The sequence below is a fragment of the Ralstonia sp. NFACC01 genome (assembly GCF_900115545.1).
Taxonomy (GTDB): Bacteria; Pseudomonadota; Gammaproteobacteria; order Burkholderiales; family Burkholderiaceae; genus Ralstonia; species Ralstonia mojiangensis.
The window spans coordinates 355,437-379,367 of the sequence record NZ_FOWV01000006.1 but is presented as its reverse complement, the minus strand read 5'-3'; the positions used below and the strand labels follow the sequence as shown (position 1 = coordinate 379,367).

26 protein-coding genes are annotated in these 23,931 nt (G+C 64.3%); 8 read left to right on the top strand and 18 right to left on the bottom strand.

The features are described 5' to 3' along the window. Nucleotides 1–90 precede the first annotated feature (90 nt). The 3 genes from BM136_RS17900 to argS all read right to left on the bottom strand — a co-directional run bounded on the left by BM136_RS17900 (nt 91) and on the right by argS (nt 3,470). Nucleotides 91–747: a thiol:disulfide interchange protein DsbA/DsbL gene (locus tag BM136_RS17900; RefSeq protein ID WP_004633713.1), complete on the bottom strand. Its 657-nt coding sequence runs from the start codon at nt 745–747 to the stop codon at nt 91–93. A gap of 161 nt (nt 748–908) precedes the next feature. Next, nucleotides 909–1,619, bottom strand: a complete 711-nt coding sequence (locus tag BM136_RS17895; protein WP_092973615.1) for an SPOR domain-containing protein — start codon at nt 1,617–1,619, stop codon at nt 909–911. Nucleotides 1,620–1,679: 60 nt separating this feature from the next. Then, nucleotides 1,680–3,470, bottom strand: a complete 1,791-nt coding sequence (argS, locus tag BM136_RS17890; protein ID WP_092973613.1) for an arginine--tRNA ligase — start codon at nt 3,468–3,470, stop codon at nt 1,680–1,682. Nucleotides 3,471–3,647: 177 nt separating this feature from the next. Here argS and BM136_RS17885 point away from each other — a divergent pair, with 177 nt between their 5' ends. Beyond that, on the top strand, nt 3,648–3,971 hold the full coding sequence (locus tag BM136_RS17885) for a DUF1840 domain-containing protein (protein ID WP_024976829.1): 324 nt from the start codon (nt 3,648–3,650) through the stop codon (nt 3,969–3,971). Between the two features lie 128 nt (nt 3,972–4,099). Here BM136_RS17885 and BM136_RS17880 read toward each other — a convergent pair whose 3' ends face one another. The 3 genes from BM136_RS17880 to BM136_RS17870 form a co-directional block, all read right to left on the bottom strand. Then, entirely contained in the window at nt 4,100–4,657 is a 558-nt protein-coding gene (locus tag BM136_RS17880) for a ferritin-like domain-containing protein (RefSeq protein WP_092973611.1), read from the bottom strand. Between the two features lie 35 nt (nt 4,658–4,692). Then, a complete protein-coding gene (locus BM136_RS17875; protein WP_092973609.1) occupies nt 4,693–5,121 on the bottom strand; it encodes an ElaB/YgaM/YqjD family protein in 429 nt (142 codons plus the stop codon). 144 nt (nt 5,122–5,265) lie between these two features. Next, entirely contained in the window at nt 5,266–5,439 is a 174-nt protein-coding gene (locus tag BM136_RS17870; RefSeq protein ID WP_092973607.1) for a DUF1328 domain-containing protein, read from the bottom strand. A gap of 221 nt (nt 5,440–5,660) precedes the next feature. Between BM136_RS17870 and BM136_RS17865 the strand changes: the two genes are divergently transcribed. Then, complete coding sequence (locus tag BM136_RS17865; protein WP_092973795.1) at nt 5,661–7,103, top strand: sensor histidine kinase; 1,443 nt, start codon at nt 5,661–5,663, stop codon at nt 7,101–7,103. An 81-nt stretch (nt 7,104–7,184) separates the two neighbouring features. On the opposite strand, the gene BM136_RS17860 is transcribed toward BM136_RS17865, so the two are convergent. From BM136_RS17860 to BM136_RS17830, 7 genes are all read right to left on the bottom strand, one after another. Next, nucleotides 7,185–7,325 (bottom strand): entericidin A/B family lipoprotein, encoded by a 141-nt coding sequence (locus tag BM136_RS17860; protein WP_092973605.1) that lies wholly within the window; start codon nt 7,323–7,325, stop codon nt 7,185–7,187. A gap of 72 nt (nt 7,326–7,397) precedes the next feature. Then, nucleotides 7,398–7,838, bottom strand: a complete 441-nt coding sequence (locus BM136_RS17855; RefSeq protein WP_092973603.1) for a response regulator — start codon at nt 7,836–7,838, stop codon at nt 7,398–7,400. 102 nt (nt 7,839–7,940) lie between these two features. Beyond that, nucleotides 7,941–8,573: a response regulator gene (locus tag BM136_RS17850; RefSeq protein WP_009277190.1), complete on the bottom strand. Its 633-nt coding sequence runs from the start codon at nt 8,571–8,573 to the stop codon at nt 7,941–7,943. Nucleotides 8,574–8,883: 310 nt separating this feature from the next. Continuing rightward, nucleotides 8,884–9,309, bottom strand: coding sequence for a hypothetical protein (locus BM136_RS17845; protein ID WP_092973601.1), 426 nt, complete (start codon nt 9,307–9,309; stop codon nt 8,884–8,886). A 241-nt stretch (nt 9,310–9,550) separates the two neighbouring features. Then, nucleotides 9,551–12,277, bottom strand: coding sequence for a methionine synthase (metH, locus tag BM136_RS17840; protein WP_254775694.1), 2,727 nt, complete (start codon nt 12,275–12,277; stop codon nt 9,551–9,553). Between the two features lie 17 nt (nt 12,278–12,294). Next, on the bottom strand, nt 12,295–12,648 hold the full coding sequence (locus BM136_RS17835; RefSeq protein ID WP_092973792.1) for a bleomycin resistance protein: 354 nt from the start codon (nt 12,646–12,648) through the stop codon (nt 12,295–12,297). A 26-nt stretch (nt 12,649–12,674) separates the two neighbouring features. After that, a complete protein-coding gene (locus BM136_RS17830; protein ID WP_092973599.1) occupies nt 12,675–13,715 on the bottom strand; it encodes a homocysteine S-methyltransferase family protein in 1,041 nt (346 codons plus the stop codon). Between the two features lie 152 nt (nt 13,716–13,867). Between BM136_RS17830 and BM136_RS17825 the strand changes: the two genes are divergently transcribed. Next, the gene (locus BM136_RS17825; RefSeq protein ID WP_092973787.1) at nt 13,868–14,260 is read left to right on the top strand and encodes a rhodanese-like domain-containing protein; all 393 of its coding nucleotides are present in this window, start codon (nt 13,868–13,870) and stop codon (nt 14,258–14,260) included. A 112-nt stretch (nt 14,261–14,372) separates the two neighbouring features. Here the strand turns inward: BM136_RS17825 and BM136_RS17820 are convergent, their stop codons facing one another. From BM136_RS17820 to BM136_RS17805, 4 genes are all read right to left on the bottom strand, one after another. Further along, complete coding sequence (locus tag BM136_RS17820) at nt 14,373–14,630, bottom strand: BTH_I0359 family protein (RefSeq protein ID WP_012760982.1); 258 nt, start codon at nt 14,628–14,630, stop codon at nt 14,373–14,375. A gap of 318 nt (nt 14,631–14,948) precedes the next feature. Further along, nucleotides 14,949–15,788 carry an alpha/beta fold hydrolase gene (locus tag BM136_RS17815; RefSeq protein WP_092973597.1) on the bottom strand — a complete coding sequence of 280 codons (840 nt, stop codon included), beginning with the start codon at nt 15,786–15,788 and terminating at the stop codon, nt 14,949–14,951. Nucleotide 15,789: 1 nt separating this feature from the next. Further along, on the bottom strand, nt 15,790–16,887 hold the full coding sequence (locus BM136_RS17810) for a DUF3108 domain-containing protein (RefSeq protein WP_175537168.1): 1,098 nt from the start codon (nt 16,885–16,887) through the stop codon (nt 15,790–15,792). Between the two features lie 4 nt (nt 16,888–16,891). Next, nucleotides 16,892–17,764, bottom strand: a complete 873-nt coding sequence (locus BM136_RS17805; RefSeq protein ID WP_092973592.1) for an IclR family transcriptional regulator — start codon at nt 17,762–17,764, stop codon at nt 16,892–16,894. A gap of 82 nt (nt 17,765–17,846) precedes the next feature. Between BM136_RS17805 and BM136_RS17800 the strand changes: the two genes are divergently transcribed. After that, nucleotides 17,847–18,839, top strand: coding sequence for a fumarylacetoacetate hydrolase family protein (locus BM136_RS17800; protein ID WP_092973590.1), 993 nt, complete (start codon nt 17,847–17,849; stop codon nt 18,837–18,839). A gap of 3 nt (nt 18,840–18,842) precedes the next feature. On the opposite strand, the gene BM136_RS17795 is transcribed toward BM136_RS17800, so the two are convergent. Further along, nucleotides 18,843–19,751, bottom strand: coding sequence for an IclR family transcriptional regulator (locus BM136_RS17795; RefSeq protein ID WP_092973588.1), 909 nt, complete (start codon nt 19,749–19,751; stop codon nt 18,843–18,845). A gap of 103 nt (nt 19,752–19,854) precedes the next feature. Here BM136_RS17795 and BM136_RS17790 point away from each other — a divergent pair, with 103 nt between their 5' ends. From BM136_RS17790 to BM136_RS17775, 4 genes are all read left to right on the top strand, one after another. After that, a complete protein-coding gene (locus BM136_RS17790; RefSeq protein ID WP_092973586.1) occupies nt 19,855–20,859 on the top strand; it encodes an LLM class flavin-dependent oxidoreductase in 1,005 nt (334 codons plus the stop codon). Nucleotides 20,860–20,943: 84 nt separating this feature from the next. Further along, complete coding sequence (locus BM136_RS17785) at nt 20,944–22,107, top strand: ABC transporter substrate-binding protein (protein ID WP_092973584.1); 1,164 nt, start codon at nt 20,944–20,946, stop codon at nt 22,105–22,107. A 68-nt stretch (nt 22,108–22,175) separates the two neighbouring features. Continuing rightward, on the top strand, nt 22,176–22,994 hold the full coding sequence (locus BM136_RS17780; protein ID WP_092973582.1) for an enoyl-CoA hydratase/isomerase family protein: 819 nt from the start codon (nt 22,176–22,178) through the stop codon (nt 22,992–22,994). 49 nt (nt 22,995–23,043) lie between these two features. After that, the gene (locus BM136_RS17775) at nt 23,044–23,928 is read left to right on the top strand and encodes a PhaM family polyhydroxyalkanoate granule multifunctional regulatory protein (RefSeq protein ID WP_092973580.1); all 885 of its coding nucleotides are present in this window, start codon (nt 23,044–23,046) and stop codon (nt 23,926–23,928) included. The last annotated feature ends 3 nt before the right edge of the window (nt 23,929–23,931 follow it).

Genomic DNA, 23,931 nt, shown 5'->3' with positions numbered 1-23,931 from the left:
GAAGGGCGACGCACAAAAAACGCCCGCACAGGGGCGGGCGTCGATGGCGGTGTCACGCCCGGGCAAGATGCCCGGAAACGCGGCAACCCGTCACATCTTGCGGTTGCGCACCTGGTCGACGAGGTAGTCGAGCGTCTGAGCAGCGCCCACGTTGCTGCCTGCATCTGCCGGCGACGTGGTGTACTTGCCCTGCACAACGACGGTCGGCACGCCTTCGATCTTGTACTGGTCGGCCAGTTGCGCGGCGCGTTTGGTATTGGCGTTCACACTGAACGAGTTGTAGGTGTCGCGGAACTGCTTCTCGTCGACGCCGTTGGCGGCCATGAACTTAGCGATGTCATCCAGTTCGGACATCGAGCGGTAGTTCTTGTGCAACTGGTCGAACACGCGGTCATGCAGCGTCTTGCCGCTGGCGTCCTTGGCGTCGAGCTTGCCCAGCGCTTCCAGCGTGTAATAGATGCGGGTATGCGGCTCCAGCTTGGCATTGAAGGCCACCGGCACGCGCTTGATCACCACGTCCTTGCCTTGCTTGGCGACCCACGCCGTCCAGGTGTTTTCAAAGTCATAGCAGTGCGGGCAGCCGTACCAGAAGAACTCCGTCACTTCGATCTTGCCTGCGGGCACAGGCTGCGGCGTTTGCAGCACTTTGTATTCCTTGCCGGCGGTGGGTGCGGCATTGGCCGGCGCGGTCATCAGGAAGCCGGCGCCAGTGGCGAGAGCGATCAGGAAAGCAGCGAGTTTTTTCATGGTGAATGGACGACGGATTAGACGGCTAACTGGACGAAGCAACGGGAAAACCAGCGAAATCGAGTGCCGAGCCGCTCGACGCGGGTGTCAGCGTAACTGAATCTCAGGTTTCTGACCGATCACAGCCCGCCGGGTTCACAGCGGGCCGCGCGGACTTCACGTTACTGGCGGGCGAAGCGGATGACCGACGATTCCACGCCTGTCGACTGCAGGCGGCTGCGCACGGCGGTCATCTCGTCGAGCGAGTTGAACGGCCCCAGGCGCACGCGATACATGGTGGCGCCGTTCACCTCGCGCTGCGTCACCTTGGCTTCAAAGCCTTGCATGGCCAGATTGCCCTTCTGGCGCTCAGCGTCTTCGGAGGATTTGTAAGCACCAACTTGCAGGAAATAGCCCGTCTTGGCGGCATCCTGGCGAGCAATCTCGGCAATCGGGTCCGTCACCGGCTTCTCGTTGGAGGCAGTGACCGGCGGCTTGGGCGGTTTGGCGCCTGGCGCGCTTGCCACCTGCGGGGCCGAGCTTGGCTGGGCAGGGTGGATGGTGATGCCCGGCGGCGGATTGTTCTGATCGGCGGCCTGATCGACCGGTTTGGCCGGCACGCGGCTCCACAGCGGCGCGTTCGGGTCCGCCGCCTGCGGGGCGCTGGCTTGCGGCGCGGGTTGCACCGGCGTCGGCAGCGTGTTGACTACGTTGCCCGCTTCGCTCGGCTTGGGCTGTGCGCCGCCACGCGACACGAAGGGTACCGGCGCCTTGGTGATGTACACCGCCACCACCACGGCGATCGCCAAACCGACGATCAAGCCCAGCACCAGACCCAGAAACGTGCCGCCCCGTTGCGAGCGGGCACGGGAAGATTGCGTATTGCGTGCCATGTCGATCCTTCTAGAAGCGCCCGATTATAAGAGCGCCGTGTGATGCCAAATCATGCGCGTTTACATCTTTTGCGGTGCGGACACGCCGATCACCGCCAACCCGTTGCGCAACACCTGACGCGTGGCGGCCAGGAGCGCCAGACGGGCGCGCTTGACGGCCTCGTCGTCGACCAGCACGCGATCGGCGTTGTAGAACGCGTGGAAATCGCCCGCGAGGTCGCGCAGGTAGAACGCCACGGCGTGCGGGGCCAGTTCGCGTGCGGCGTCGGCCAGCATGTCGGGGAATGCGGCCAGGCGTTGCACCAGGGCTGTCGCCTGCGGGCTGACGTCCGGGCCCGTCACCGCAGCCAGATCGGCGTTGGTGAGCGAAGCAGGGTCAACGCCTGCGCGTTCGAACACCGAGCAGATGCGCGCGTGGGCGTATTGCACGTAGTACACGGGATTTTCGTCGCTCTGCTTGAGCGCCAGATCGACGTCGAAGACGAATTCGGTATCGGCCTTGCGCGACAGCAGGAAGAAGCGCACGGCGTCGCGGCCACGCGTGAAGCGTGCAGGCCAGTTCGGCTCGCCGGCGTCCACGCAGGCGCGGATGGTGTCGACGCCGGCTTCGCTCTCGGCGTCACCGTTGGACCATTCGATGAGGTCGCGTACGGTCACGTACGAGCCGGCGCGCTTGGAGATCTTCACCTCGGCGCCGTCCTTCATCACTGTGACCATCTTGTGCAGGACGTAATCGGGGTAGCCCTTGGGGATGCCGATGTTCAGGCCCTGCAGACCGGCGCGCACGCGAGCGATGGTGCCGTGGTGGTCGCTGCCCTGGACGTTGATGACCTGCTTGAAGCCGCGGCCCCACTTGGTCGTGTGGTACGCCACGTCCGGCACGAAGTAGGTGTAGGCGCCGTCGGACTTGCGCATGACGCGGTCCTTGTCGTCGCCATCATCGGTCGTGCGCAGCCACAGTGCACCTTCCTGCTCGTACGTCTTGCCGGCAGCAACGAGCGCGTCCACCGTCTGCTGCACCTTGCCTTCGGTGTAGAGCGACGACTCCAGGTAGTAGCGGTCGAACTTCACGCCAAAGGCCTGCAGGTCGATGTCCTGTTCGTTGCGCAGATACGTCACCGCAAAGCGGCGGATGGCTTCGAGGTTTTCCACATCGCGCTCACCCGTCACGGGTTCGCCATCGGAGGCGCGTACGGTCTTGCCTGCGAGGTAATCGGCGGCAATGTCGGCGATGTAGTCGCCGTTGTAGGCGGCTTCGGGCCAGTTGGCGTCGCCCGGTTTGAAGCCGCGCGCGCGGGCCTGCACCGAGACAGCCAGGTTCTGAATCTGCACGCCGGCGTCGTTGTAGTAGAACTCGCGGTGGACCTTGTGGCCTTGCCAGTCGAGCAGGCTCGCCAGCGCATCGCCCAGCGCGGCTTGGCGGCCGTGGCCGACGTGCAGCGGACCGGTCGGATTGGCCGAGACGAATTCCACCAGCACGGGCGCGCCGTCATGCGTATTGGCGGCGCCGTAGCGGTCGCCTTCCGCGAACACGGCGGCAATCACGTCGGCACGCGCGGCGGCCGACAGGCGCAGGTTGATGAAGCCGGGGCCGGCGATCTCAACGGCGGACACCAGGCGTTGGCCGCGGGCATCGGCGCGGATGGCGTCGGCGATCTTGCCGGCCAGCTCGCGCGGGTTGGTGCCCAGCGGCTTGGCGAGCTGCAGCGCGACGTTGCAGGCGATGTCGCCGTGCGCGGCCTGCTTGGGGCGCTCCAGGACGATCTCCGGTCGGGCTTGGCCCTCGGGCAGCAGGGAGCCGACGGCGTCGGACAACAATTGGGCGATCGTCTGTTTGTGGGAGGGCAGCATAAAGAAACCATGACGCCGGCAGTGCTGAAATGGATTGAAATCCAGTTCTGGCGCCGCCAGTTGCGTTGTTCGGGGAAAAGTACGAAATTTTATCAGGTGAGCCGCGGTCTCAGAGGTATCCGCCCCCAGTCATGGCAATCGGCGGCTCCCCCACCCAACCAAGGGAAACAAGAAATCATGATCACCTTTACTTCGCACGCTTCGCAAAAATTCTCGATGCAGAAGGATCTCGCCATGGTGTTGCTGGGCGTGATCGGCAAGACGCTGGGCGAGCGCGGTGTCATCACGCCCGAAGAAATGCCCCACGCCATCGATCGCCTCAAGCGCGCCATCAAGGATGACACGCACCAGGCACATATCAAGGTGGCCGAACTCTCGGCGCCCGAGCTGGACGAAGACGGCGAAGAAGAGCCGCCGCATCTCGGCCAGCGCGCCTATCCGCTGCTGCACATGCTGGAAGAATCGCTGGTCGAAAAGTCCAGCGTGCTCTGGGGCGTCTGAGTTTCGGGGGCAGGCCCAAAAAAAATGCCCGGCCGCCAAACGGGGCGGTCCGGGCATCCGGCCACGGGGGCCGGGAGCGGGGGAGGGGGCTGGCGCGTTGGCCGGTGTCTCGTCCTGCAGCGTTTGCGTTATTGGTCGTGGAGCATGTCGGACAGTTCGTCCGCGTGTTCTTCCTCAACGGCCAGAATCTGTTCCAGTACCCGCCGGGTGGTGGGGTCTCGATCCCCGATGTAGCGGATCATCTCCAGGTAGCTGTCGATCGCGATCCGCTCGGCCACCAGGTTCTCCTTGATCATGTCGACCAGGCCGTCGGCTTGCACGTATTCAGAATGGCTGCGCGTGGACAGGCCTTCGGGGTTGAAGTTGGGCTCGCCGCCCAGTTGCACGATGCGCGTGGCGATGCTGTCGGCGTGCGCCTGTTCCTCGTTGGCGTGCACCAGGAATTCTGCGGCGATCGGTTCTGCGTTGATGCCCTTGGCCATGAAGTGATGGCGCCGGTAGCGCAGCACGCAGATCAGCTCCGTGGCCAGCGCCTCGTTCAGCAGCCGCAGCACGGTCTCCCGATCGGCTTTGTAGTCTTCGGTCACCGCGCCTTCCTCGATGTGCTTACGGGCACGTTCGCGCAAGGTTTTGATGTCGGTGAGGAAGCCGCTTTCCGAGGGGGCGGCGACGTTGGTCCGGCTCATGTGGTTGCTCCTGCGGGGTAATTGGCGGGATGGGTTTATTCGCTGGCGTCGCGTCGGCTGCTGCCGCCGGCCAGCGCCACGACCAGCCCGATCGCTGCGCCAATCGCCACGGCTACACCAACAGACTTGAAGGGCGCTGCGGTAATGGTTTCTTCCGTGCGATCGAGCGCCCAGTCCATGCGTTCGCGGGCCTGCTGCGCGCGGTCGTTGGCGGCTTGGCGCAGTTGGTCGGCACGCGCATGCAGCGTGCGGCTGGCGCGCCGGGCTTCGGTGCTGCCTTCGTCGGTCAGTGTATGGATGGCGTTTTCGAGCGATCGCAGCAGGCTCTGCACGTCTTCGACGGCGGGGCGAGCAGCGTAGCGGGCGTGGTCGACGGCGTCGCTGGCACTGTTCATGGCGCGGTGCGCGCGATCATTGACGTCGTCAATTCGGCTTCGGACGCGTTGGCTAGCAAAGAGTGACATGGTGAAGCTCCTCATCGTGGCGCCGCGGGAAGCACGCACCGGCGGCGCGGTTGGTTTGGGTGCGATTTCGGCTTTTGCGAAAGCGGGCCGCATGCCAAATGGTTTAGCAAGACACGGGCCGCGCTCCCGCGTGGGTCTTCTGCACTAATCGACGGCTTTGAAGACCGTGACGCCCAGCACCAGAAACAGCACGAACAACACCACAAAGATGAAGAACAGGACCTTGGCGATACTCGCCGCGCCTGCGGCAACGCCGGTAAAGCCCAGAACGCCGGCCACCAGGGAAATGATGGCGAAGATGAGTGCCCATTTCAGCATGTTGTCGTCTCCGGTTCGGATGGATGGAATGCAGGGCAGCGGTGAATTGCGTGAGGCCCGCGCCCTGTGGCGTACTCCCACGCACATCGCGTGCCTGACCGGGGTGCGCCCCAAGTGTCGCGCGGCGCGCCCACGCGGTATCATCCGAATTGCCAAAAAAACACAAACGCAACGCGCGCCGCGTCGGGCGGTTTGACGCGTTTCCTATGGGTCTGCATGCCATGCGGTCATCCTTGCGCTCCACTCTGCTGCTCGCCGGCGGCATTCTGCTGACGCTCGGGGTGCTGATTGCCTCGGAGACGGGCAACATCCGCCTGAGCCAGGGCTATCGGCAGGTGATTCAGTCGCAGCAGGCTGAAACCGCCATCAACGAACTGCTTGCCGAGCTGGTGAACGCCGAGGCCGGGCAGCGCGGTTTTTTGCTCACGGGCAAGGACGAATATCTCGATCCGTACAACAAGGCCATTCCGCATATCCATGCGTTGATGGCAGAAATTCGCGATCACTACGCCAACGATCCGGACGCGCTCAAGCTGTTCTCTGAGACGGCGCTCCAGGTCAGCCGCAAGCTCACCGAGATGGAACTCACGCTCATCTACGGCAAGCGCGACCTGGAAGTGGCGCTCGATCTTGTGCGCACCGATTTCGGCAAGGCATCGATGGAAGCGGTGCGGCAGGGTCTGGATCGCCTGCGTCAGCGTGAGATTGCCACCGTGGCCCGCAGCCTTGAACACGCCGAGCGCGATCTGGCGCTGTCGCGTTACGGCATTGCGCTGATCACGGCGGTCAACATCATCCTGCTGGTTGTGCTGGGCATGCAGCACGCCAAGCGCCTCGCCCTGACCGAGCGCGAGCGCGACATGGCCGAAGAGGAAAGCCAGAAACTCGACCGCATGGTGCGCGAGCGCACGCGGCAGTTGTCCGACTTGGCCGCCCACTTGCAGCGCGTGACTGAAGACGAGAAGACGCGCCTTGCGCGCGAGCTGCATGACGAGTTGGGCGCCATCCTTACCGCCACCAAGATGGATCTGCATTGGCTGCGCTCACGCATTCACGCCAGCGAGCCCGCGGTAAGCGAAAAGATCACGCGCGTGATGGCGCACGTGGATCAGGGCATCCAGATCAAGCGCCGCCTGATCGAAGACCTGCGCCCGACGATCCTGCTTAACCTGGGTTTGGTGGAGGCGCTCTCGCAATTGACGGAGGACGTCGGCACGCGCAACGGCTGGCATACGGAAGTGAGCTTGCCCGACGACATGCCCAAGCTGACTGACGATGCGGCCATCGCGTTGTATCGCATCGTGCAGGAATCGCTGACCAACGCATCGAAATACGCGCATGCGACCACGGTGTCGGTGGCGCTCGATGTGGATGACCAGGGCGTGCGTTTGCGCGTGCGCGACAACGGCCGTGGCTTCCCAGCCGATATCGAGCGGCGCCGCATGGTCGGCCATCACGGGCTGCTGGGGATGGAGCAGCGCGCCATTGCGCTGGGCGGCACGCTCGTCATCGATTCAATGCCTGGCGGCGGCGTGACGATCATCGTCGAGTTGCCTCCCAGCGATGCCGTGTTCGACCGAGGTGCGGCCAACGAACCGTCGGGCATGCAGGCGCTGACTGGCGGTATTACGCCCGCGCCGGGCCACGGAGGCGCGACGGTGTAAGCCGCCCGGGGTGATGCCAACGCCCAAACAAAAAGCCCCATCGCGGGGCTTTCTGTTTTTGATGCCGGTGTAGCTGAAGGCTTACATCTTCTGCTTGGCGTTGTCGGCCGAGTTCTCCAGCTTCTGACCACCGGTCTGGATGTCCTTGCCGGCACCAGCCATGGTGTTGCAGCCGGCCAGAAACATACACGTGACTGCAAATGCGGCACACAAGGTCTTCATCGAACGCTCCTTGGGGTGAGAAATGGCGTTGGGCGCGCGCCACGACGGCAGACGCGGCGGGCGCGAAGAATCTCAGGGATGGAAATGCTGGGCGGCTTGCTGGCGGGGGCGGCCGACGCCAGCGCGCTCTTCGATCACCTCGAACACCTTGTCCAGCTCGAGCGATTTGTCGAAGAAATAGTTTGCGCCTGCCTCAAAGCAGCGCTGCCGGTAGGTCGGCACCTGCGCGTGGTTGGTATAGACGATGCGTACGCTGGGCGACGCTTGATCGCGCAACGTTTGAAGAACCTTGAAGCCATTGCCCTGCCGCAATTGCAGGTCGACGATCACGACGTCGTAGTGGCCCTGTCCGAGAAGGCCCAGCGCCAAGTCTTCGGTGTCTGCCCATTCGACCGTCGCCACGAAGGCGGAAGCCTTGAGGTATTCCAGCACCATGCCGCGAAGCACGGGGGAGTCCTCAATCAGGAGGACGCGCAGGCCACGGGTGGAGAGGGTGACGGCTTGATCCAGCATGGGTTGATGTTAGCCAGCGGGTTGCCGAGGTGGTATCAGGCGTTGTCCTACATGCCAGTTGGGTTTGCGGCGCGCCGAGGCGGTTTGGCGCCCAACCGGGTGCTACTCGACCAAGCCGTTTTTGATGGCGTAATACGTCAGATCGGCATTGGATTTCATGCCCATCTTTTCCAGAATCCGCGTGCGGTAGGTGCTCACCGTCTTGACGCTCAGGAACAGTTCTTCCGCGATGATCGACACCGATTGCCCACGCGCCAACTTGCAGAAGATCTGGAATTCGCGCTTGGAAAGTGTCTGGTGCAGAGGTTGGTCGGTTGGCTTTTCCAGGCCGCCAATCAGCAGTTCGGCCACCGTCGGGCTCACATAGCGACGACCTTGCGACACAGTGCGAATGGCCTTCACCAGCTCATCTGGCGCGCTTTCCTTGGTCAGATAGCCCGATGCGCCCGCGCGAATCAGATTGATGGCGTACTGGTCTTCCGGGAAGGTCGACAGGATTAGCACCGGCAGATCGGGATGGCGCTGGCGAGCGAGCTTGAGGGTGTCGATGCCGTTGCGATCGGGCATGGAAATGTCGAGCACCACGACGTCAAAGGCGCCGGTGCGGAGTTGCTCCATCACCTCTTCCCCGCTGGCCGCTTCCCCCGCGACTTCGATGTCCCGCTCTTCCGACAGGAACTGTCGAAGGCCGGCACGGACGATCTCGTGGTCGTCCGCAATCAGGACGCGAATCATGCTGCTCCTTATGAGCGCGCTGGGCGGGCTGCCCGGCTCCGCGCGCTGCGCTTGTTGGTTCGATACGACAGCAATTGTATCGGACTGTTGCGCCGAAACGGGGCTCCTCGTGCTGGCGCGCTCAGAGGGAGTTGTCTGCGTTTCCATAAAAGACCTCGGGAATGTGCATGAGTCGCAACATGTGGATGCCTGCCAATGAGCAATCCATGTGCCTGAGCGCGTGCGGCCAAAGAAAACGGGGCGGAAGAGTTCCGCCCCGGGGTCGCTAGGATGTGCCGGACTGTGCCCAGCTATCCCGCGTAGTGAAGTGTTACTTGGTCTGGGTAGTGGCCGTGGCGTTTGCGCCGGCGTCGGCGCTCAGGCCAGGAGTGGTCTCAGCCTTGGCAGCCTTGCCCGACTTCTCCGCCGACTTTTCCGTCTTGCTGACCGACTTGCCGACCTTATCGGCGGTCTTGTCGACGCCGGCTTCTGCCTTGGCCTTGTGCTCGTGCGCGGCCTTGGCGCCGTGCTCGGCCTTGGTGTTCAGTTGGCTCTTGGCGGACTCGGTGTCCAGCTTGGCGCCGCCGTCCGACTTCACATCGGCCTTCAGGCCTGCACCAGTATTGCCTTGCGCCGGAGCCACGGCAGCCGTGCCATTGGTTTGCAGCGATGCGCCGGCCGACGGGGTTTGCGCGTTGGCGTAAGCCGAAGCAGCAGCGATGGCGATGGCGGACAGGGAGATCAGCAGCTTGTTCATGGAAGAGACTCCTTTCGTTCTGAACGGCCACGCGAAGGATTCGTCGCGGCATCACTCTGTGTGTGTTGAGTGAATGGGTTCAGTCTATGGAGCTCTTCCGGTTACGACTGTTAGGGGGTGTAAGCCTTTGTAATGTAAGGATCGCCCCTCTTGAAACCCCAGCAAAGCCAATGCCGATAAGGGTTTGTGGACGTAAGACACAGTGTGGATCACACCATGTCTTAAACGTCTTGTCACAGAATCAGAGATTCGGCGCGAGGGCGCGCTCCACAAACGCGCGCTCTTCACCGCTGCGGGCGATCATGTCGTCCACTTGATCCTGGCCGATCTTGCCCAGCGTGAAGTACGTGCTGTCCGGGTGCGATAGGTAGAAGCCGGATACCGATGCAGCGGGGGTCATCGCCAGCGCTTCGGTGAGGTTCATGCCGATCTCCTGCGCGTCCAGCACGCGGAACATGTCACGCTTGACGGTGTGTTCCGGGCAGGCCGGGTAGCCGGGCGCGGGGCGGATGCCCTTGTATTCCTCGCGGATGAGGGCGTCGTTGTCGAGCGTTTCATCCGCCGCGTAACCCCACAGGTCGCGACGCACGCGGGCGTGCAAGCATTCGGCAAAGGCTTCGGCAAAGCGATCGGCCAGGGCCTTGAGCATGATCGCGCTGTAGTCGTCGTTGTCCGCTTCGAACTGCTTCTCGCGCTTTTCCACCCCGATGCCGCCCGTCACAGCAAACAGGCCGATGTAGTCGGCAATGCCGGTGCTCTTAGGCGCGATGAAATCGGCCAGGCAGCGGTTCGGGCGCATCACGCCGTCGATGATCGGGCGCTCGCTCTGCTGGCGGATGTTGCGCCAGGTGAGCGCGACTTCCGAGCGCGATTCGTCGGTGTAGATTTCGATGTCGTCATCGTTGACGGTGTTGGCGGGCAGCAGCGCGATCACGCCGTTGGCCGTGAGCCAGCGGCCGGCGATCAGCCGCGCGAGCATGCTCTTGCCGTCGGAAAACACGCGACGAGCCGATTCACCCACGATCTCGTCGTTGAGGATGTCCGGGAATTTGCCGGCCAGGTCCCACGTTTGGAAGAACGGGCCCCAGTCGATGTACTGTGCGAGTTCGTTCAGGTCGTAGTTGCGGAACACGCGGCGGCCGATGAACTTGGGCTTGGGCGGCGTGTAGTTCGACCAGTCGATCTTCGTCTTGTTGGCGCGCGCGGCAGCCAGCGACACCATCGGCTGGGCCTTCTTGTTGGCGTGCTGCGTGCGGATGCGGTCGTAATCCGCATGCAGCTCTTCGACGTAGCGCGCGGCGCCTTCGTCCGACAGCAGGCTCGACGCCACGCTCACCGAGCGCGAGGCGTCCGGCACGTAGACCACCGGCCCTTCGTAATTCGGGGCGATCTTCACGGCCGTATGCACGCGGCTTGTCGTCGCGCCTCCGATCAGCAGCGGGATCTTCTTCACGCGGAAGTATTCGTCGCGCTGCATCTCAGAGGCCACGTAGGCCATCTCTTCCAGCGAGGGTGTAATCAGACCCGACAGCCCGATGATGTCCGCGCCTTCCACTTTCGCCTTTGCCAGGATGTCGTTGCACGGCACCATCACGCCCATGTTCACGACTTCGAAGTTGTTGCACTGGAGCACGACGGTGACGATGTTCTTGCCGATGTCGTGCACGTCGCCCTTGACCGTGGCGATAACGATCTTGCCGCGCGAGCGCACGTCGCCGCCGGCCGCTGCAATCTGGCGCTTCTCTTCTTCGATGAACGGAATCAGGTGCGCCACCGCCTGCTTCATCACGCGGGCGGATTTCACCACCTGCGGCAGGAACATCTTCCCGGCGCCGAACAGGTCGCCGACGATGTTCATGCCGTCCATCAATGGGCCTTCGATGACCTGGATCGGGCGGCCGCCGGCTGCAAAGATTTTCTGGCGAACTTCTTCTGTGTCTTCGACCACGTAATCGGTGATGCCATGCACGAGCGCGTGGGCCAGGCGCTTTTCCACCGGCTCCTGGCGCCAGGCGAGGTTCTCTTCGCGCTTGGTGCCGCCGCCCTTGTAGCGGTCGGCGATTTCCAGCAGGCGATCGGTCGCATCCGGGCGGCGGTTGAGCACCACGTCTTCCACGCGGTCGCGCAGCTCGGCGTCGAGGTTTTCATACACGCCTAACTGGCCCGCGTTGACGATGCCCATGTCCATGCCCGCCTGAATCGCGTAGTACAGGAACACGGTGTGGATCGCTTCGCGCACCACGTCATTGCCGCGGAACGAGAACGATACGTTCGACACGCCGCCGCTCACCTTCGCGTACGGCAGGTTCTGCTTGATCCAGCGCGTCGCTTCGATGAAGTCGACGGCGTAGTTGTTGTGCTCTTCGATGCCGGTAGCGACCGCGAAGATGTTCGGGTCGAAGATGATGTCTTCCGGCGCGAAGCCGACCTTGTTGACCAGGAAGTCGTAGCTGCGCTTGCAGATCTGGGTTTTGCGCTCGAACGTGTCTGCCTGGCCTTGTTCGTCGAAAGCCATGACCACAGCGGCCGCGCCGTAGCGCTTGATCAGCTTGGCATGGTGCGCGAACTGTTCTTCGCCTTCCTTGAGCGAGATCGAGTTGACGATCGCCTTGCCCTGCACGCACTTCAAGCCCGCCTCGATCACCTCCCACTTGGACGAGTCGATCATGATCGGCACGCGCGCAATGTCGGGCTCCGAGGCGATCAGGTTCAGGAAGCGAACCATCGCCGCCTTGGAGTCGAGCATCGCCTCGTCCATGTTGATGTCGATGACTTGCGCGCCGTTTTCGACCTGCTGGCGTGCCACGGCCAGCGCCTCGTCGAACTGGCTGTTCAGGATCATGCGCGCGAACGCCTTGGACCCGGTGACGTTGGTGCGCTCGCCGACGTTGACGAACAGCGTGTCCTCGCCGATGTTGAACGGTTCGAGGCCCGAAAGACGCATGGGGCGCATGGAGTGGTCGGTCATGATGGTGCGGGGTTCGGTCAGGCGGCGGCGTATTCGCCGAGCTTCAACAGGTTGCCGTGCGGGTCGATCACGTAGAGCTCTTTCATGCGCCACGGACGCACCGCCGGCGGCGCGAGCTCCAGCCCGCGCGCGGTGAATTCTTCAAACAGGGCCTGCGTGCTGGGCACACGCAGGTAGCACGAGGTGTGCTCGGCAATGCGGCGCTCGTTGCACAGCCAGAAATGGATCTCAGCGCCATCGCGGCTGACGATCAGGTAGTCGTCTGCGATCAGTTCCTGCTTGAAGCCAAGCCGCTCCGTATAGAAGCGGGCTGACTCCTGCAGGTCCAGCGAGGCCAGCACGGGAATGGTGCTGTCGATGCGCGCGGTCATGTCGATGGCGGGAACGATGGCTGAGCTCAAGCGGCTTCTTTGTACTGGCCCGGCCATGCGCGCGGTTTGCGGTTCGCCACGCGCTCGGCAATCGCCTTGATGTGCTCTGGCGTTGTGCCGCAGCAGCCGCCCACCAGGTTCACCAGGCCGGCCGATGCAAACTCGTCAACCAGGCTGGACGTGACATCAGGCGTTTCATCGAAGCCGGTGTCGCTCATCGGGTTGGGCAGGCCGGCATTCGGGTAGCACGAGACGGCCGTGTCGCAAATCTTCGCCAGCTCGGCAATGTACGGACGCATCAACGCGGCGCCCAGCGCGCAGTTCAGGCCAAAGGTGATCGGCTTGGCGTGGCGCAGGCTGTTCCAGAAGGCCTCCACGGTTTGGCCCGAGAGAATGCGGCCGGAGGCGTCGGTAACGGTGCCGGAGATCATCACGGGCACGCACTCGCCGGTGTCTTCGAACAGCTGATCGATGGCGAACAGCGCCGCCTTGGCGTTGAGCGTGTCAAAAATCGTCTCGACGAGGAACACGTCCGCGCCGCCTTCGAGCAGCGCCTTGCCCTGTTCGTAGTACGCGTCGCGCAGCAGGTCGAAGCTGACGTTGCGGGCGCCCGGGTCGTTCACGTCGGGCGAAATGCTGGCGGTCTTGGGCGTCGGTCCGAAGGCACCGGCCACGAAGCGGGGTTTGTCCGGCGTGCTGTATTTGTCGCAGGCCTCGCGTGCAAGGCGCGCGGCCACGACGTTCATCTCGTAAGCCAGCTCCGCCATCTTGTAGTCTTCCTGCGCGATGGTCGTCGCACCGAAGGTATTGGTTTCGATCAGGTCGGCGCCGGCCGCCAGGTACTGCTCGTGGATTTCACGGATGACGTCGGGGCGCGTGAGCACCAGCAGCTCGTTGTTGCCCTTCACGTCGATCGGGTGGTCGGCAAAGCGCTCGCCGCGGTATTGCGCCTCCGTCAGCTTGTAGCGCTGGATCATGGTGCCCATCGCGCCGTCCAGGATCAGGATGCGCTCGCGCAGCAGCGCGGGCAGGTTGGCGGCACGGGTGTAGGGCAGGGGCGCGGTCATGGGGAGGGACTCCGAGGTGCTGCGGCCGGTCAAATATTCAGAATTTGCGGCCAAAGGTGAATTTTACCAGTCGCATCAATGACTTGCCGCTGTTGTGGGCAATAGCGCTCCTATAATCCACATCACGCCATTTGTCCGCCCTGACGCCCGCCATGCAATTGCTCGATCCTACAGACGCCCACGCCTTCCTAGAGCGTACGCCCGCCGCGCTTTTTGTCGACTGCCGCAGTGAAATGGAACACCTGTTCGTGGGCCATCCGGCCGGCGCCCATCATGTCTCGTGGAACGACGGCCCGCATTGGGAGGTGAACCCCGAGTTTGTGCCGACCGTGCGCAAACTGACCGGCCATGGCATCGAGCGCCCTATTGTGCTGATCTGCCGGAGCGGCAATCGCTCGGCGGCTGCGGCGCACGCGCTGGAAGAGGCGGGTTTCCGTGACATCTACGTCGTGCGCCATGGCTTTGAGGGAGACCTGGACAGCACGCGCCATCGCAACACGCTCAATGGCTGGCGTCATGCCGGCCTGCCGTGGGAGCAATGCTAGAAGCATGCTATCGACGCGATAGTCGATCGACACATGAAAAAACGCCCGGCAGCGCCATGCTCCGGGCGTTTTTTGTTGATCCGTCGGCGGGCTGCTTTGCCCGCGCGGTACGTTAGTGCATCGTCACCGGCTGCGTCATCACCGTGTCAAATTTGCCGAGAAAGTCGTCGACTTCTTCAACGGTGGGCTCGCTGGCGATCAGCTTTTTCACATCCTCGCGGAAATGCTCGGCCAGCTCGCCGCCGAGAAAGATCTCGCGTTTGAGGTTCTTGTCCACGATTTCGTAGCCGCCCGCTGCCAGCATGGCGTGTTGGCCGTCTACACCGAACTCAACAACACAGTAGTTGTCGCTGTTGTAGATCATCTGCATGGTGCACCTCCGAGGCGTCAATCGTCTTGCTGTTGTGGGGACTGCTCTACTGCTGCACCGGGTAGATGGGGCCCACCAACACGACTTCAAGGGCCGATCAACTCCCGTCACCTGACCGTTCTGCCCATCTGCTCCTTGGGCTTCATGATCGGTCACAAAGTTCGCGAACGCGAGGCGAAATGTGTGACGTGCGTTGTGATCGCGTAACAAGACCTTTCCGCTCCTGCATCGAAAGAAGCAACTGGCCTTCCGCCATTTGGCGGGTAGACGACGGGCCGTGTGCGGGGCGCTTGCAACTATCGACAAGGCAATCAGGCCTTATGGCGTGTCACATTGGCTCCCGCATCCCGCGTGCCCGAAGAACTCATCCAGATCGGCGAGAAAGGCCTCCTCCTGTTCGATAGGGGCCAGGTGTGCTGCGTCGGGAATCACTTTCAAACGGGCGTCGGGGATGTGCGAGGCGATCGCCTGCGCTACTTCCACCGGCGCACCGGTGTCTTGCTCACCTGTCATGACGAGCGTTGGGCAAGCGATGCGCGCAAGCGAGCTGCGTGTGTCGAGCGCCTTGATGGCCAGACATGCACCGACATAGCCGTGCGGTGGCGTGGCGCGCAGCAGCTCGCGAATGCGTTCCACCACGTCGGGATGGGCTTCACGAAACGGCGTGGTGAGCCAGCGCTGTATCGTGGGTTCGACAATGCCGCTCATGCCGTGCGCTTCGACTTGGCCGATGCGTTCGTCCCACATGGCGTGCGCTGACACCGGCGTGTAGCACACCGTGTCGCACAGCGTGAGCGAGAGCAGCCGATGCGCGTGCCGTACCCCCAGAATTTGCCCCACCATGCCGCCCATCGACAGACCAACGAAATGCGCCTGTTCAATCGACAGCGCATCAAGCAGGCCGGCCGCATCATCCGCCAATTGGAACAACGTGTAGGCGCCGTGCGGCGCGCTGGTCTTGCCATGGCCGCGTGCGTCATAGCGCAGCACGCGGTGGCGGCTGGCCAAGCGTTGGGCGATGCTGTTCCACAACTGATGGTCCACGCCTAAAGCGTGCGCAAGCAAGACCCATGAGCCATCAGCGCCGTCGGTGCGGTAGTGGATATCGATGCCGTTGGCGCACACCGTGCCGGAGTTGGAGAGGGCGTTGGCGTCCATGTCAGCCTCCTTCCTGGGACTGGTAGACCAGATCAAATTGCATGCCGTTGGGCTCGGTCTGGCGCAGGCGTACTGGGAGCCAACCGTGATCGGCAGACAGCCAGATCTCTACACGCCGTTTGTCATCTGCACGGCGCGGCAGTCGTATGAAGTGTTGTGCACGAATCGTGCCGTTCGGAGTGTCGATGGTTTCCTCGCCCACGTGCTGGACGCGGGCCACTTCCACGCTGTCGGTATCGGCGATCGGGAATTCCAGCGTAAGGCCCGGGCTGGCGATGCGCGCGGGGCCGCCGCGGGCCAGTCCGGTCAATTGCAGGAAGACGCTGAAGCGGTCTTGCGTGCCCTCGGGCAACGGCAACACGGCTGGCGTGCGCGAGAAGGTGACCGTCGATGCGCTTTGTGCGCCGGACGCTGGCCTCTGCTCAGTCGCGTAATGGAAGGTGGTGACGTCGGGCTGTCTACGACCGCGCACTTCTTCGTAGCGTGTGGGGGTCAGGCCATATGCGCCGACGGTGCCCGCGCTGCGAAAGGCGAGCGTGCCGAAGAACAGCGGCAACGGAATTTCCACGGCAAGCGTGTAAGTTTTGCCATCGGTGGCCCAGCGGATCACGCCATCTTCGTTGCGTACGCCGTTGACGTAAGTGGCGTACCGCAGCGTGGTCGACGGCGGCAGCGAGAACGCGTCGCCCGGCAGGGCAGGCGGTCCGCTCGGGCCTTCGCCGCTCAGATCCTTGACCACGCCGGTATCGCCCGAGGCTTGAGCGCCAGCGCTGGTGAATTCGGATGGATCCATGCTTGCCAGATCAGGCGCCGGCGACGTAGGTGTCGGCGCGGGAGCAGGTGGGGTCTGAGCACGCGGACGGGGCGGCGCCGGGCGGGGCTTGGGCGCAGCCGGGGGCGTTGGCGGCTGTACGGGCTCGGGATGCAGCAACAGCGCGGGGATGATCTGCTCGGGCGCCGGCGGCCACGTCACCTGACGGCTGCGGGCGATCCACACGACGGCAATCACGTGCAGCACGAGCACGGCCAGCAGCACGAGCCCGAACCGGCCAAGCCGGTAGAAGCGGCGCCTGCGGGGTTGCTCGCGGTCGGTATTCAGTTCGTCAGGACTGCGGGGCGTTGGGTGCAACGTATCCAAGATCGGCGGAAAGCTGTTGTGCGGCCAGCCGCAAGCGCCGCTCCAGCGGGCTGCTCCAGGTGGTGTCGAAGGTGCTTTGTGCGCCCAACGCGATCAGCACAAGACACAATTGGCCGTTGGCGTCGAACACAGGCAGCGACATCGCGTTGATGCCCGGCAATACGCCGCCGTGGATGCGCGAAGCGCCGTGCTTGCGCACGTCGGCGCAGATGGCGTCGTAGGCTTCGAGTGTTTGCGGCAGTTCGGGGTTCTCGGCGCTCGGGGTATTCCCTGCTGCCGTAATGCGGTCGAGTTCGCGCTGGATGAACGAGCGCGTCTGCGCGCGCGGCAAGTACGCGCCGAACACGCGGCCGGTGGCCGAGTTCAGCATCGGCATCACGTCGCCCAGGCGCAGGCTGACTGTTACGGGATGGCTGGCTTCTTCCCAGTGAACGATGGCCGGGCCCTGGTTGCCCCACACGGCTAGGCCGATGGTGTGATCGATCTCGTCGCGCAATGCGGCGGCTGCGGGGCGGGCGCGGCGCATCGGGTCTTGCCGGTTCAGGCTCACCAGACCCATTTCCAGCGCGAATGGCCCCAGGTCGTAACGGCCTTCGGGCGTTTGCGTGACGAGCCCCAGGCGCGCAAAGCTCACCAGATAGCGGTGCGCCTTGGCGGGGTTCATGGGTGCGGCACGCGCCAGATCGCGCAGCATCATTGGGCCATCGGTGTGCGTGAGCACTTCCAGCAGCCGGAAGCCGACTTCGATGGACTGGATACCGGAGCGCGCGGGCGCATCCAGCTCGCCATCGGCATCGGACTCCAGGTCGAGATCGGTGTCGGCGGGCAGCGGTGACATGGTGAGCGGTGATGGATCGGTTCGGGCCAGTTTAGCCGATGCAAGGTGTACCATCCGCGCAGCCTTTTTTCATACAACGCACATGAAACTCGCCACCCTCAAGGATGGCTCGCGCGACGGTCAGCTGGCCGTGGTCTCGCGCGACCTGAAGACCGCTCACTTCGCCACGCACATCGCCGGTACGCTGCAGCGCGCGCTGGACGACTGGGCCTTCCATGCACCGCAGTTGCAGGATCTGTACGATCAACTCAACGCGGGCCGTGCGCGCCACCCGTTTGCGTTCGACGCCGCAAACTGCATGGCGCCGCTGCCGCGCGCGTACCAATGGGCCGATGGCTCGGCCTATGTGAACCACGTTGAACTGGTGCGCAAGGCGCGCGGTGCCGAGATGCCCCCCGAGTTCTGGACCGACCCGCTGATGTACCAGGGCGGCTCGGATGACTTGGCCGGCGCGTATGACCCCATCGTTTGCCGCAGCGAAGCGTTCGGCATCGATTTCGAGGCCGAGGTGGCCGTCATCACCGGCGACGTGCCGATGGGCACCGAGCCGGCCGCCGCTGCCGAGGGCATCCGCCTGATCATGCTGGCCAATGATGTGTCGCTGCGCAACCTGATTCCGGCGGAGCTGGGCAAGGGTTTCGGCTTCTTCCAGAGCAAGCCGGCTACGTCGTTCTCCCCCGTGGCCGTCACGCCCGATGAATTGGGCGGCGCCTGGCGCGAACGCAAGGTGCATCTGCCGATGACGGTGCGCTGGAACAACAAGAAGGTTGGCCAGCCCGAGTGCGGTACTGACATGGTGTTCGACTTCGGCCAGTTGATCGCGCATATCTGCAAGACGCGCAACGTGCGCGCGGGCAGCATCGTCGGCTCAGGCACGATTTCCAATGTGGACCGCAGCAAGGGGTACGCGTGCATCGCCGAGAAACGCATGCTGGAAACCCTCGAATCCGGCGCACCCGTCACCGAATACATGCGCTATGGCGACACCGTGAAGATCGAGATGTTCGACGCCAATGGCGTGTCGATTTTCGGGGCGATCGACCAGGAAGTCGTTGCCCCGGGCACGCAGGCGTAAGGCTTAAGCGGATTCGGGTGCCGTTTTCGGACGGCGCCCCCGCCTTGGTGCCGCGGCACCCGCTGTCAGCGCCTGCCCGTGATACCCCAGGCGCAGCGACAGCGTCCGCCCGGCCTCGCGCAGCAGCCGCGCGGCGGGCCCTTCCAGGCTGGAATCGAACACGCTGGACAAGCCCAGCGCCGTGATCGCCCCCGCCAGCTTGCCTTGTGAATCAAGCACCGGCACGGCCACCGAATCGATGCCGTGCACCAACGTGCCGCCAATGCGCGCCACGCCTTCCTGCCGCACCGCCTGCCAGCGCGCGCGGCAGTTCAGCCAGTCGGTCAGGCCAGCCTTGCCTGCGCCGGGGCCGCGCAGTTCGCGGTCGATGAGCGAGACGATCTGGATTTCCGGCATCCACGCGGCGCACGCCTGGCCCGTGGCCGAGTTCAGCAGCGGCATGACCGAGCCGACCCGGACATTGACCGCCACCGGGCGGCCGCTATCTTCCCAGCGCACGATGACGGGGCCGCGCGCGGTCCAGATCGACAGAAACACGCTTTCGTTCAGCCGCTCGGCCAGCTTGGGCAGCAGGTTGCTGCCCTCCCGGACGAAATCCACGTCGGACAGCGCCGACAGCCCGACCTGCAATGCCTGTGCGCCCAGCCGGTAGCGGGCCGAGGCAGGATCCTGCTCCACAAAACCCATGCGTTCCAGCGACACCAGATAGCGGTGAACCTTTGCGCGCGGCATGCCGAGCTGCCGGCCCAGTTCAGAGACGGCGTGTGCGCCACCGGCATGCGCCATCGCCGAAAGCACGGTCAGTGCGATCTCGGCGGACTGGATGCCGGCGCTGGTGCGTTCAGGCGCGGCGTCTTCTGCGGGCGGTTCGTCCGGCGATGTATCGGGGGGCAGGGGGGCGTCGATGGGCATCTTGAAGTCTCGGGTGTCGCTTTATAAGATACGCGTTACGTAAAAAGATACAACCGGCGCGGCGGCCCTGCGCGCTGGAAAAGACCTCGAACCTGGAGACGCCATGAAGCTGTCGATCTTTTCCGTGCAGGACCACTACCCCGACCGGCCCCGCAGTCTGCCGCAACTCTACGCAGACGTCATCGCCCAGGCGCGTCATGCCGAAGCGCTCGGCTACGACACCTTCTGGGTGGCCGAGCATCACTTTCACGAGTACGGCGCCGTCCCCAACCCTGCGGTCTTCCTGTCGCATCTGGCCGCGCAGACACAGCGGCTGCGGCTGGGCACGGCCATCTCGATCCTGACTTTCCACCATCCGGCCACGGTGGCCGAGAACTACGCCATGGTCGATGCGCTTTCGGGCGGGCGGCTGTCGCTGGGCGTGGGCTCCGGCTACCTCAAGCACGAGTTCGAAGGCTACGACGTCGATCCCGCCATCAAGCGCGAGCGCTTTGACGAGGCGCTGATGCTCGTTGAGCGCTTGCTTTCCGGCGAGCGCGTGCATCACGCGGGCCAGTTCCACACGCTGCGCGACGTGCGCCTCAACGTTTTGCCGGTGCAGGCCCGCGTGCCGATCCACGTGGCGATCCTGCGGCGCGAAGCGGCGTATCACATTGGGCGGCAGGGGCGGCGCATGCTGTTCGTGCCGTATGCCTCGGTCGAAAGTTTCGATGACATCCGCACCTTGATGGACGATTACCGGCGCGGCCTGGCCGAAGCAGGCATTGCCGACACGCGCGGCATGGTGGCCGTCGCGCTGCACGCGCACGTGGGCCCGACCGAAGCCGCGGTGCGCGCGACGGCCGCCGACGCGTTCGACCTGTATGTCGCCACGCGCCTCTACGCGCGCCGCCAAACCTACGACGATGTGCTCGCCAGCGGCCTGTCGTTGTTCGGCACGCCCGACGCGGTGGCCGAGAAGCTCGCGCGGCTGTCCGACATGGGCGTCGATCACGTGATGGCGCTACACAACTTCGGGTTGATGCCGCAATCGGCCGTGCTTGAGTCGATGCGCGCGTTGGTGGAGGATGCGTTGCCGCGCGCCGGCATCACTGCGCTCGCTGCCTGAACCTGTCTAGCCTGGGCGACTCCGCATCGCCAAACCGACGCAAAACCGCTACGCTCTTTGCCAAACCACGGGAGGAGACCCGCAATGCAGCGACCGAAGTGGCGGCACGCAGGCGTACTGGCTGGTTTGGCTTTGTTGTCTTCTGCCGCGCTGGCGGACATCCGCATCGGGGTCACGGTGTCGGCCACCGGTCCGCAGGCGTCGCTGGGGCAGCCCGAGAAGAACGCCACCACGCTGTGGCCGCGCGAGATCGGCGGCGAGAAGGTCGACGTGATCGTGTTTGACGATGCGTCGGACACCACGCGCGCTGTCACCAACACGCGCAAGCTGATGAGCGAGTCCAACGTGGACGTGATCGTCGGCTCGTCCACGACGCCGAATACGCTGGCGATGATCGACGCGGCGGCCGAAGGCAAGACGCCCGTGATCTCGCTGGCCTCATCCGCCCGGTTGATCGAGCCGATGGATGCCAAGCGGCGCTGGATCTTCAAGACGCCGCATTCGGACTCGCACATGGCGTCGCTGATTGCCGAGCACGCCGCAGCGCACGGTGTGAAGACCATCGCCTACATCGGTTTTGCCAACGCACTGGGCGAAGCCTTTCTCGCGGAGGTCCAGCGCTTTGCCGATCTGAAGCACATCCGCATTACCGATACCGAGCGTTTTTCGCCCACCGACAACAGCGTGACGGCGCAAGTGCTCCATCTGCTGGCCAACAAGCCGGACGCCGTGGTGATTGGCGGCTCCGGAACGCCCGCCGCGCTGCCGGCCCGCGCGCTGGCCGAGCGCGGCTACACCGGCAAGATCTACTTCAACCACGGCGTTTCCAACAACGACTTCGTCAGGCTGTGCGGCAAGGACTGCGAAGGCGCCTACGTGCCGACCGGCCCCGTGATGGTCGCCGCCGAATTGCCCGACGCCCACCCCGCCAAGATGCAGGCACTGGATTTTGCGCGCCGCTACGAGGCGACCTTCGGCAAGGGAAGCGTGTCGATCTTCGCCGCCTACACGGGCGACATCGGCTTGCTATTGCAACGTGCGGTGCCGGTGGCGCTCAAGCGGGCCAAGCCGGGCACGCCGGCCTTTCGCGAGGCGCTGCGCGACGCACTGGAGCAGGTGCGCGATCTGCCCACCAGCACTGGCGTGGTCAACATGAGCCCGCAAGACCACGTGGGCCTGGACCAGCGCGCCCGCGTGATGGCGCAGATCCGCCGCGGCCAATGGCATTTGGCCGATACCGCAAAGTGACGATGGCGCACATCCCGCGTTGCACGCGCGATCGCATCCGCTATGCTTGATCCATTACCTCAGACGCCATGACTTCGCTCGCTCCCCGCTTCGCCCGCTATCAGGCGCTGACGCTCGTCCAGCACGGCCCCATCCTCGAAATCGTGATGGGCGCGGCGCAGTCGGCCAACCGCAAGCTGTCCACTGCCGATGCTGGGCTGCACCGCGAGCTGGCGGAGATCTGGCGCGATGTATCCGCCGAGCCCTCGGTGCGCGTCGCACTCATCCGCGGTGAGGGCAAGGGCTTCTCAGCCGGCGGCGATCTGCACCTCGTCGAGCAGATGGCCGAAGACTTCGACGTGCGCACCCGCGTCTGGCACGAGGCACGCGACCTCGTCTACAACGTCATCAACTGCGACAAGCCCATTGTCAGCGCCATGCACGGCCCGGCCGTGGGGGCAGGGCTGGTCGCCGGATTGCTGGCCGATATTTCCATCGCTGCCAAGGATGCCCGCATCGTCGATGGCCACACGCGCCTGGGCGTGGCGGCGGGCGACCATGCAGCGATTGTCTGGCCGTTGCTGTGCGGCATGGCCAAGGCCAAGTATTACCTGCTGCTGTGCGAGTCCATGACCGGCGAGGAGGCAGAGCACATTGGGCTGGTTTCGCTGGCCGTGCCCGAATCGGAACTCGTCAACCGCGCATTCGAAGTCGCCGAGCGCTTGGCGGCGGGTTCGCAGACGGCCATCCGCTGGACCAAGTACGCGCTGAACAACTGGTTGCGCATGGCGGGCCCGAGTTTTGATACATCGCTGGCGCTTGAATTCATGGGTTTTGCGGGCCCCGACGTGCGCGAGGGTATTGCGAGCCTGCGCCAGAAGCGTCCGCCCACGTTTGATGGCGCCTGATAGGAAATACGCCTGCATGCCCGACCCCGACCGATTTGTAGGAGACACCATGTTCACCCAGATGCCCAATTTCGCCGAAGGCGGTTTCGAATTTCTGCGCAAGCTGTGGGGCGGCGGCTTTGCCGGGATGGCCGCTGGCGGCATGCCCAACATGGCCAGCTTTGCCGCGCCGCCGATGGATCTCGAGGAAATCGACAAGCGCATCCATGACCTGCGCGCTGTTGAGAGCTGGCTGCAACTGAACGCCAGCCTGCTGCGCACGGCAATCCAGGGCCTGGAGGTGCAGCGCGCCACGCTGGTGGCCTTGCAGACCTTCGGCTCCGCGCTGTCGCCCGACGCCATGAAGTCCGCGTTCGACAGCCTGACGCCGGATGCGTCCTCCTCTTCGTCGTCCCCCGATGAAGCGTCCAAGCCCGCCTGGCCGCACACCGCTGCCACAGCCAAGCCGGCCGAAGATGAGCCGCCGACCGAAGACGAGGCCGAGGCAGAAGAAGACATGGACGACGACCAAGCCGAAGCCCGCGCCGAAAATGCCCAGGCCCAAGCCGCTGCGCAGGCGCAAGCTGCTGCACGTGCCGCCGCGGCTGCGCTGGATCCCGCGCCGTGGTGGAACATGCTGCAGCAGCAGTTCAACCAGATCGCCAGTTCGGCTGCCGCCGCCATGCCGATGCCGCAGAACTTGATGCCGGGCTTCCCCGGAGGCTTCCCCGGGTTTGCGGGGGCTCCGGGCGCAGAAGGGTTGGATGCGGCGCCGGAAGACATCGAAGACAAGACGGCGCCGCCCAAGCCCAAGCGCGCCGCCTCCAAGCCAGCGCAGAAGCCGGCCGCCAAGACGCCTGGCGGCAACTCGGGCAAGCCAGCCACCAGGAAGGCGGCTGCCAAGAAAGCGCCGGCGAAACCAGCGCCGCGCAAGCCGACCAACGACACGCCCTGATCG

Excerpts from the sequence above, each read along its gene's own strand:
- BM136_RS17900 (WP_004633713.1), bottom strand. The coding sequence starts at position 747 with ATGAAAAAACTCGCTGCTTTCCTGATCGCTCTCGCCACTGGCGCCGGC.
- BM136_RS17895 (WP_092973615.1), bottom strand. The coding sequence starts at position 1,619 with ATGGCACGCAATACGCAATCTTCCCGTGCCCGCTCGCAACGGGGCGGC.
- argS (WP_092973613.1), bottom strand. The coding sequence starts at position 3,470 with ATGCTGCCCTCCCACAAACAGACGATCGCCCAATTGTTGTCCGACGCC.
- BM136_RS17885 (WP_024976829.1), top strand. The coding sequence starts at position 3,648 with ATGATCACCTTTACTTCGCACGCTTCGCAAAAATTCTCGATGCAGAAG.
- BM136_RS17880 (WP_092973611.1), bottom strand. The coding sequence starts at position 4,657 with ATGAGCCGGACCAACGTCGCCGCCCCCTCGGAAAGCGGCTTCCTCACC.
- BM136_RS17875 (WP_092973609.1), bottom strand. The coding sequence starts at position 5,121 with ATGTCACTCTTTGCTAGCCAACGCGTCCGAAGCCGAATTGACGACGTC.
- BM136_RS17870 (WP_092973607.1), bottom strand. The coding sequence starts at position 5,439 with ATGCTGAAATGGGCACTCATCTTCGCCATCATTTCCCTGGTGGCCGGC.
- BM136_RS17865 (WP_092973795.1), top strand. The coding sequence starts at position 5,661 with ATGCGGTCATCCTTGCGCTCCACTCTGCTGCTCGCCGGCGGCATTCTG.
- BM136_RS17860 (WP_092973605.1), bottom strand. The coding sequence starts at position 7,325 with ATGAAGACCTTGTGTGCCGCATTTGCAGTCACGTGTATGTTTCTGGCC.
- BM136_RS17855 (WP_092973603.1), bottom strand. The coding sequence starts at position 7,838 with ATGCTGGATCAAGCCGTCACCCTCTCCACCCGTGGCCTGCGCGTCCTC.
- BM136_RS17850 (WP_009277190.1), bottom strand. The coding sequence starts at position 8,573 with ATGATTCGCGTCCTGATTGCGGACGACCACGAGATCGTCCGTGCCGGC.
- BM136_RS17845 (WP_092973601.1), bottom strand. The coding sequence starts at position 9,309 with ATGAACAAGCTGCTGATCTCCCTGTCCGCCATCGCCATCGCTGCTGCT.
- metH (WP_254775694.1), bottom strand. The coding sequence starts at position 12,277 with ATGACCGACCACTCCATGCGCCCCATGCGTCTTTCGGGCCTCGAACCG.
- BM136_RS17835 (WP_092973792.1), bottom strand. The coding sequence starts at position 12,648 with ATGACCGCGCGCATCGACAGCACCATTCCCGTGCTGGCCTCGCTGGAC.
- BM136_RS17830 (WP_092973599.1), bottom strand. The coding sequence starts at position 13,715 with ATGACCGCGCCCCTGCCCTACACCCGTGCCGCCAACCTGCCCGCGCTG.
- BM136_RS17825 (WP_092973787.1), top strand. The coding sequence starts at position 13,868 with ATGCAATTGCTCGATCCTACAGACGCCCACGCCTTCCTAGAGCGTACG.
- BM136_RS17820 (WP_012760982.1), bottom strand. The coding sequence starts at position 14,630 with ATGCAGATGATCTACAACAGCGACAACTACTGTGTTGTTGAGTTCGGT.
- BM136_RS17815 (WP_092973597.1), bottom strand. The coding sequence starts at position 15,788 with ATGGACGCCAACGCCCTCTCCAACTCCGGCACGGTGTGCGCCAACGGC.
- BM136_RS17805 (WP_092973592.1), bottom strand. The coding sequence starts at position 17,764 with ATGTCACCGCTGCCCGCCGACACCGATCTCGACCTGGAGTCCGATGCC.
- BM136_RS17800 (WP_092973590.1), top strand. The coding sequence starts at position 17,847 with ATGAAACTCGCCACCCTCAAGGATGGCTCGCGCGACGGTCAGCTGGCC.
- BM136_RS17795 (WP_092973588.1), bottom strand. The coding sequence starts at position 19,751 with ATGCCCATCGACGCCCCCCTGCCCCCCGATACATCGCCGGACGAACCG.
- BM136_RS17790 (WP_092973586.1), top strand. The coding sequence starts at position 19,855 with ATGAAGCTGTCGATCTTTTCCGTGCAGGACCACTACCCCGACCGGCCC.
- BM136_RS17785 (WP_092973584.1), top strand. The coding sequence starts at position 20,944 with ATGCAGCGACCGAAGTGGCGGCACGCAGGCGTACTGGCTGGTTTGGCT.
- BM136_RS17780 (WP_092973582.1), top strand. The coding sequence starts at position 22,176 with ATGACTTCGCTCGCTCCCCGCTTCGCCCGCTATCAGGCGCTGACGCTC.
- BM136_RS17775 (WP_092973580.1), top strand. The coding sequence starts at position 23,044 with ATGTTCACCCAGATGCCCAATTTCGCCGAAGGCGGTTTCGAATTTCTG.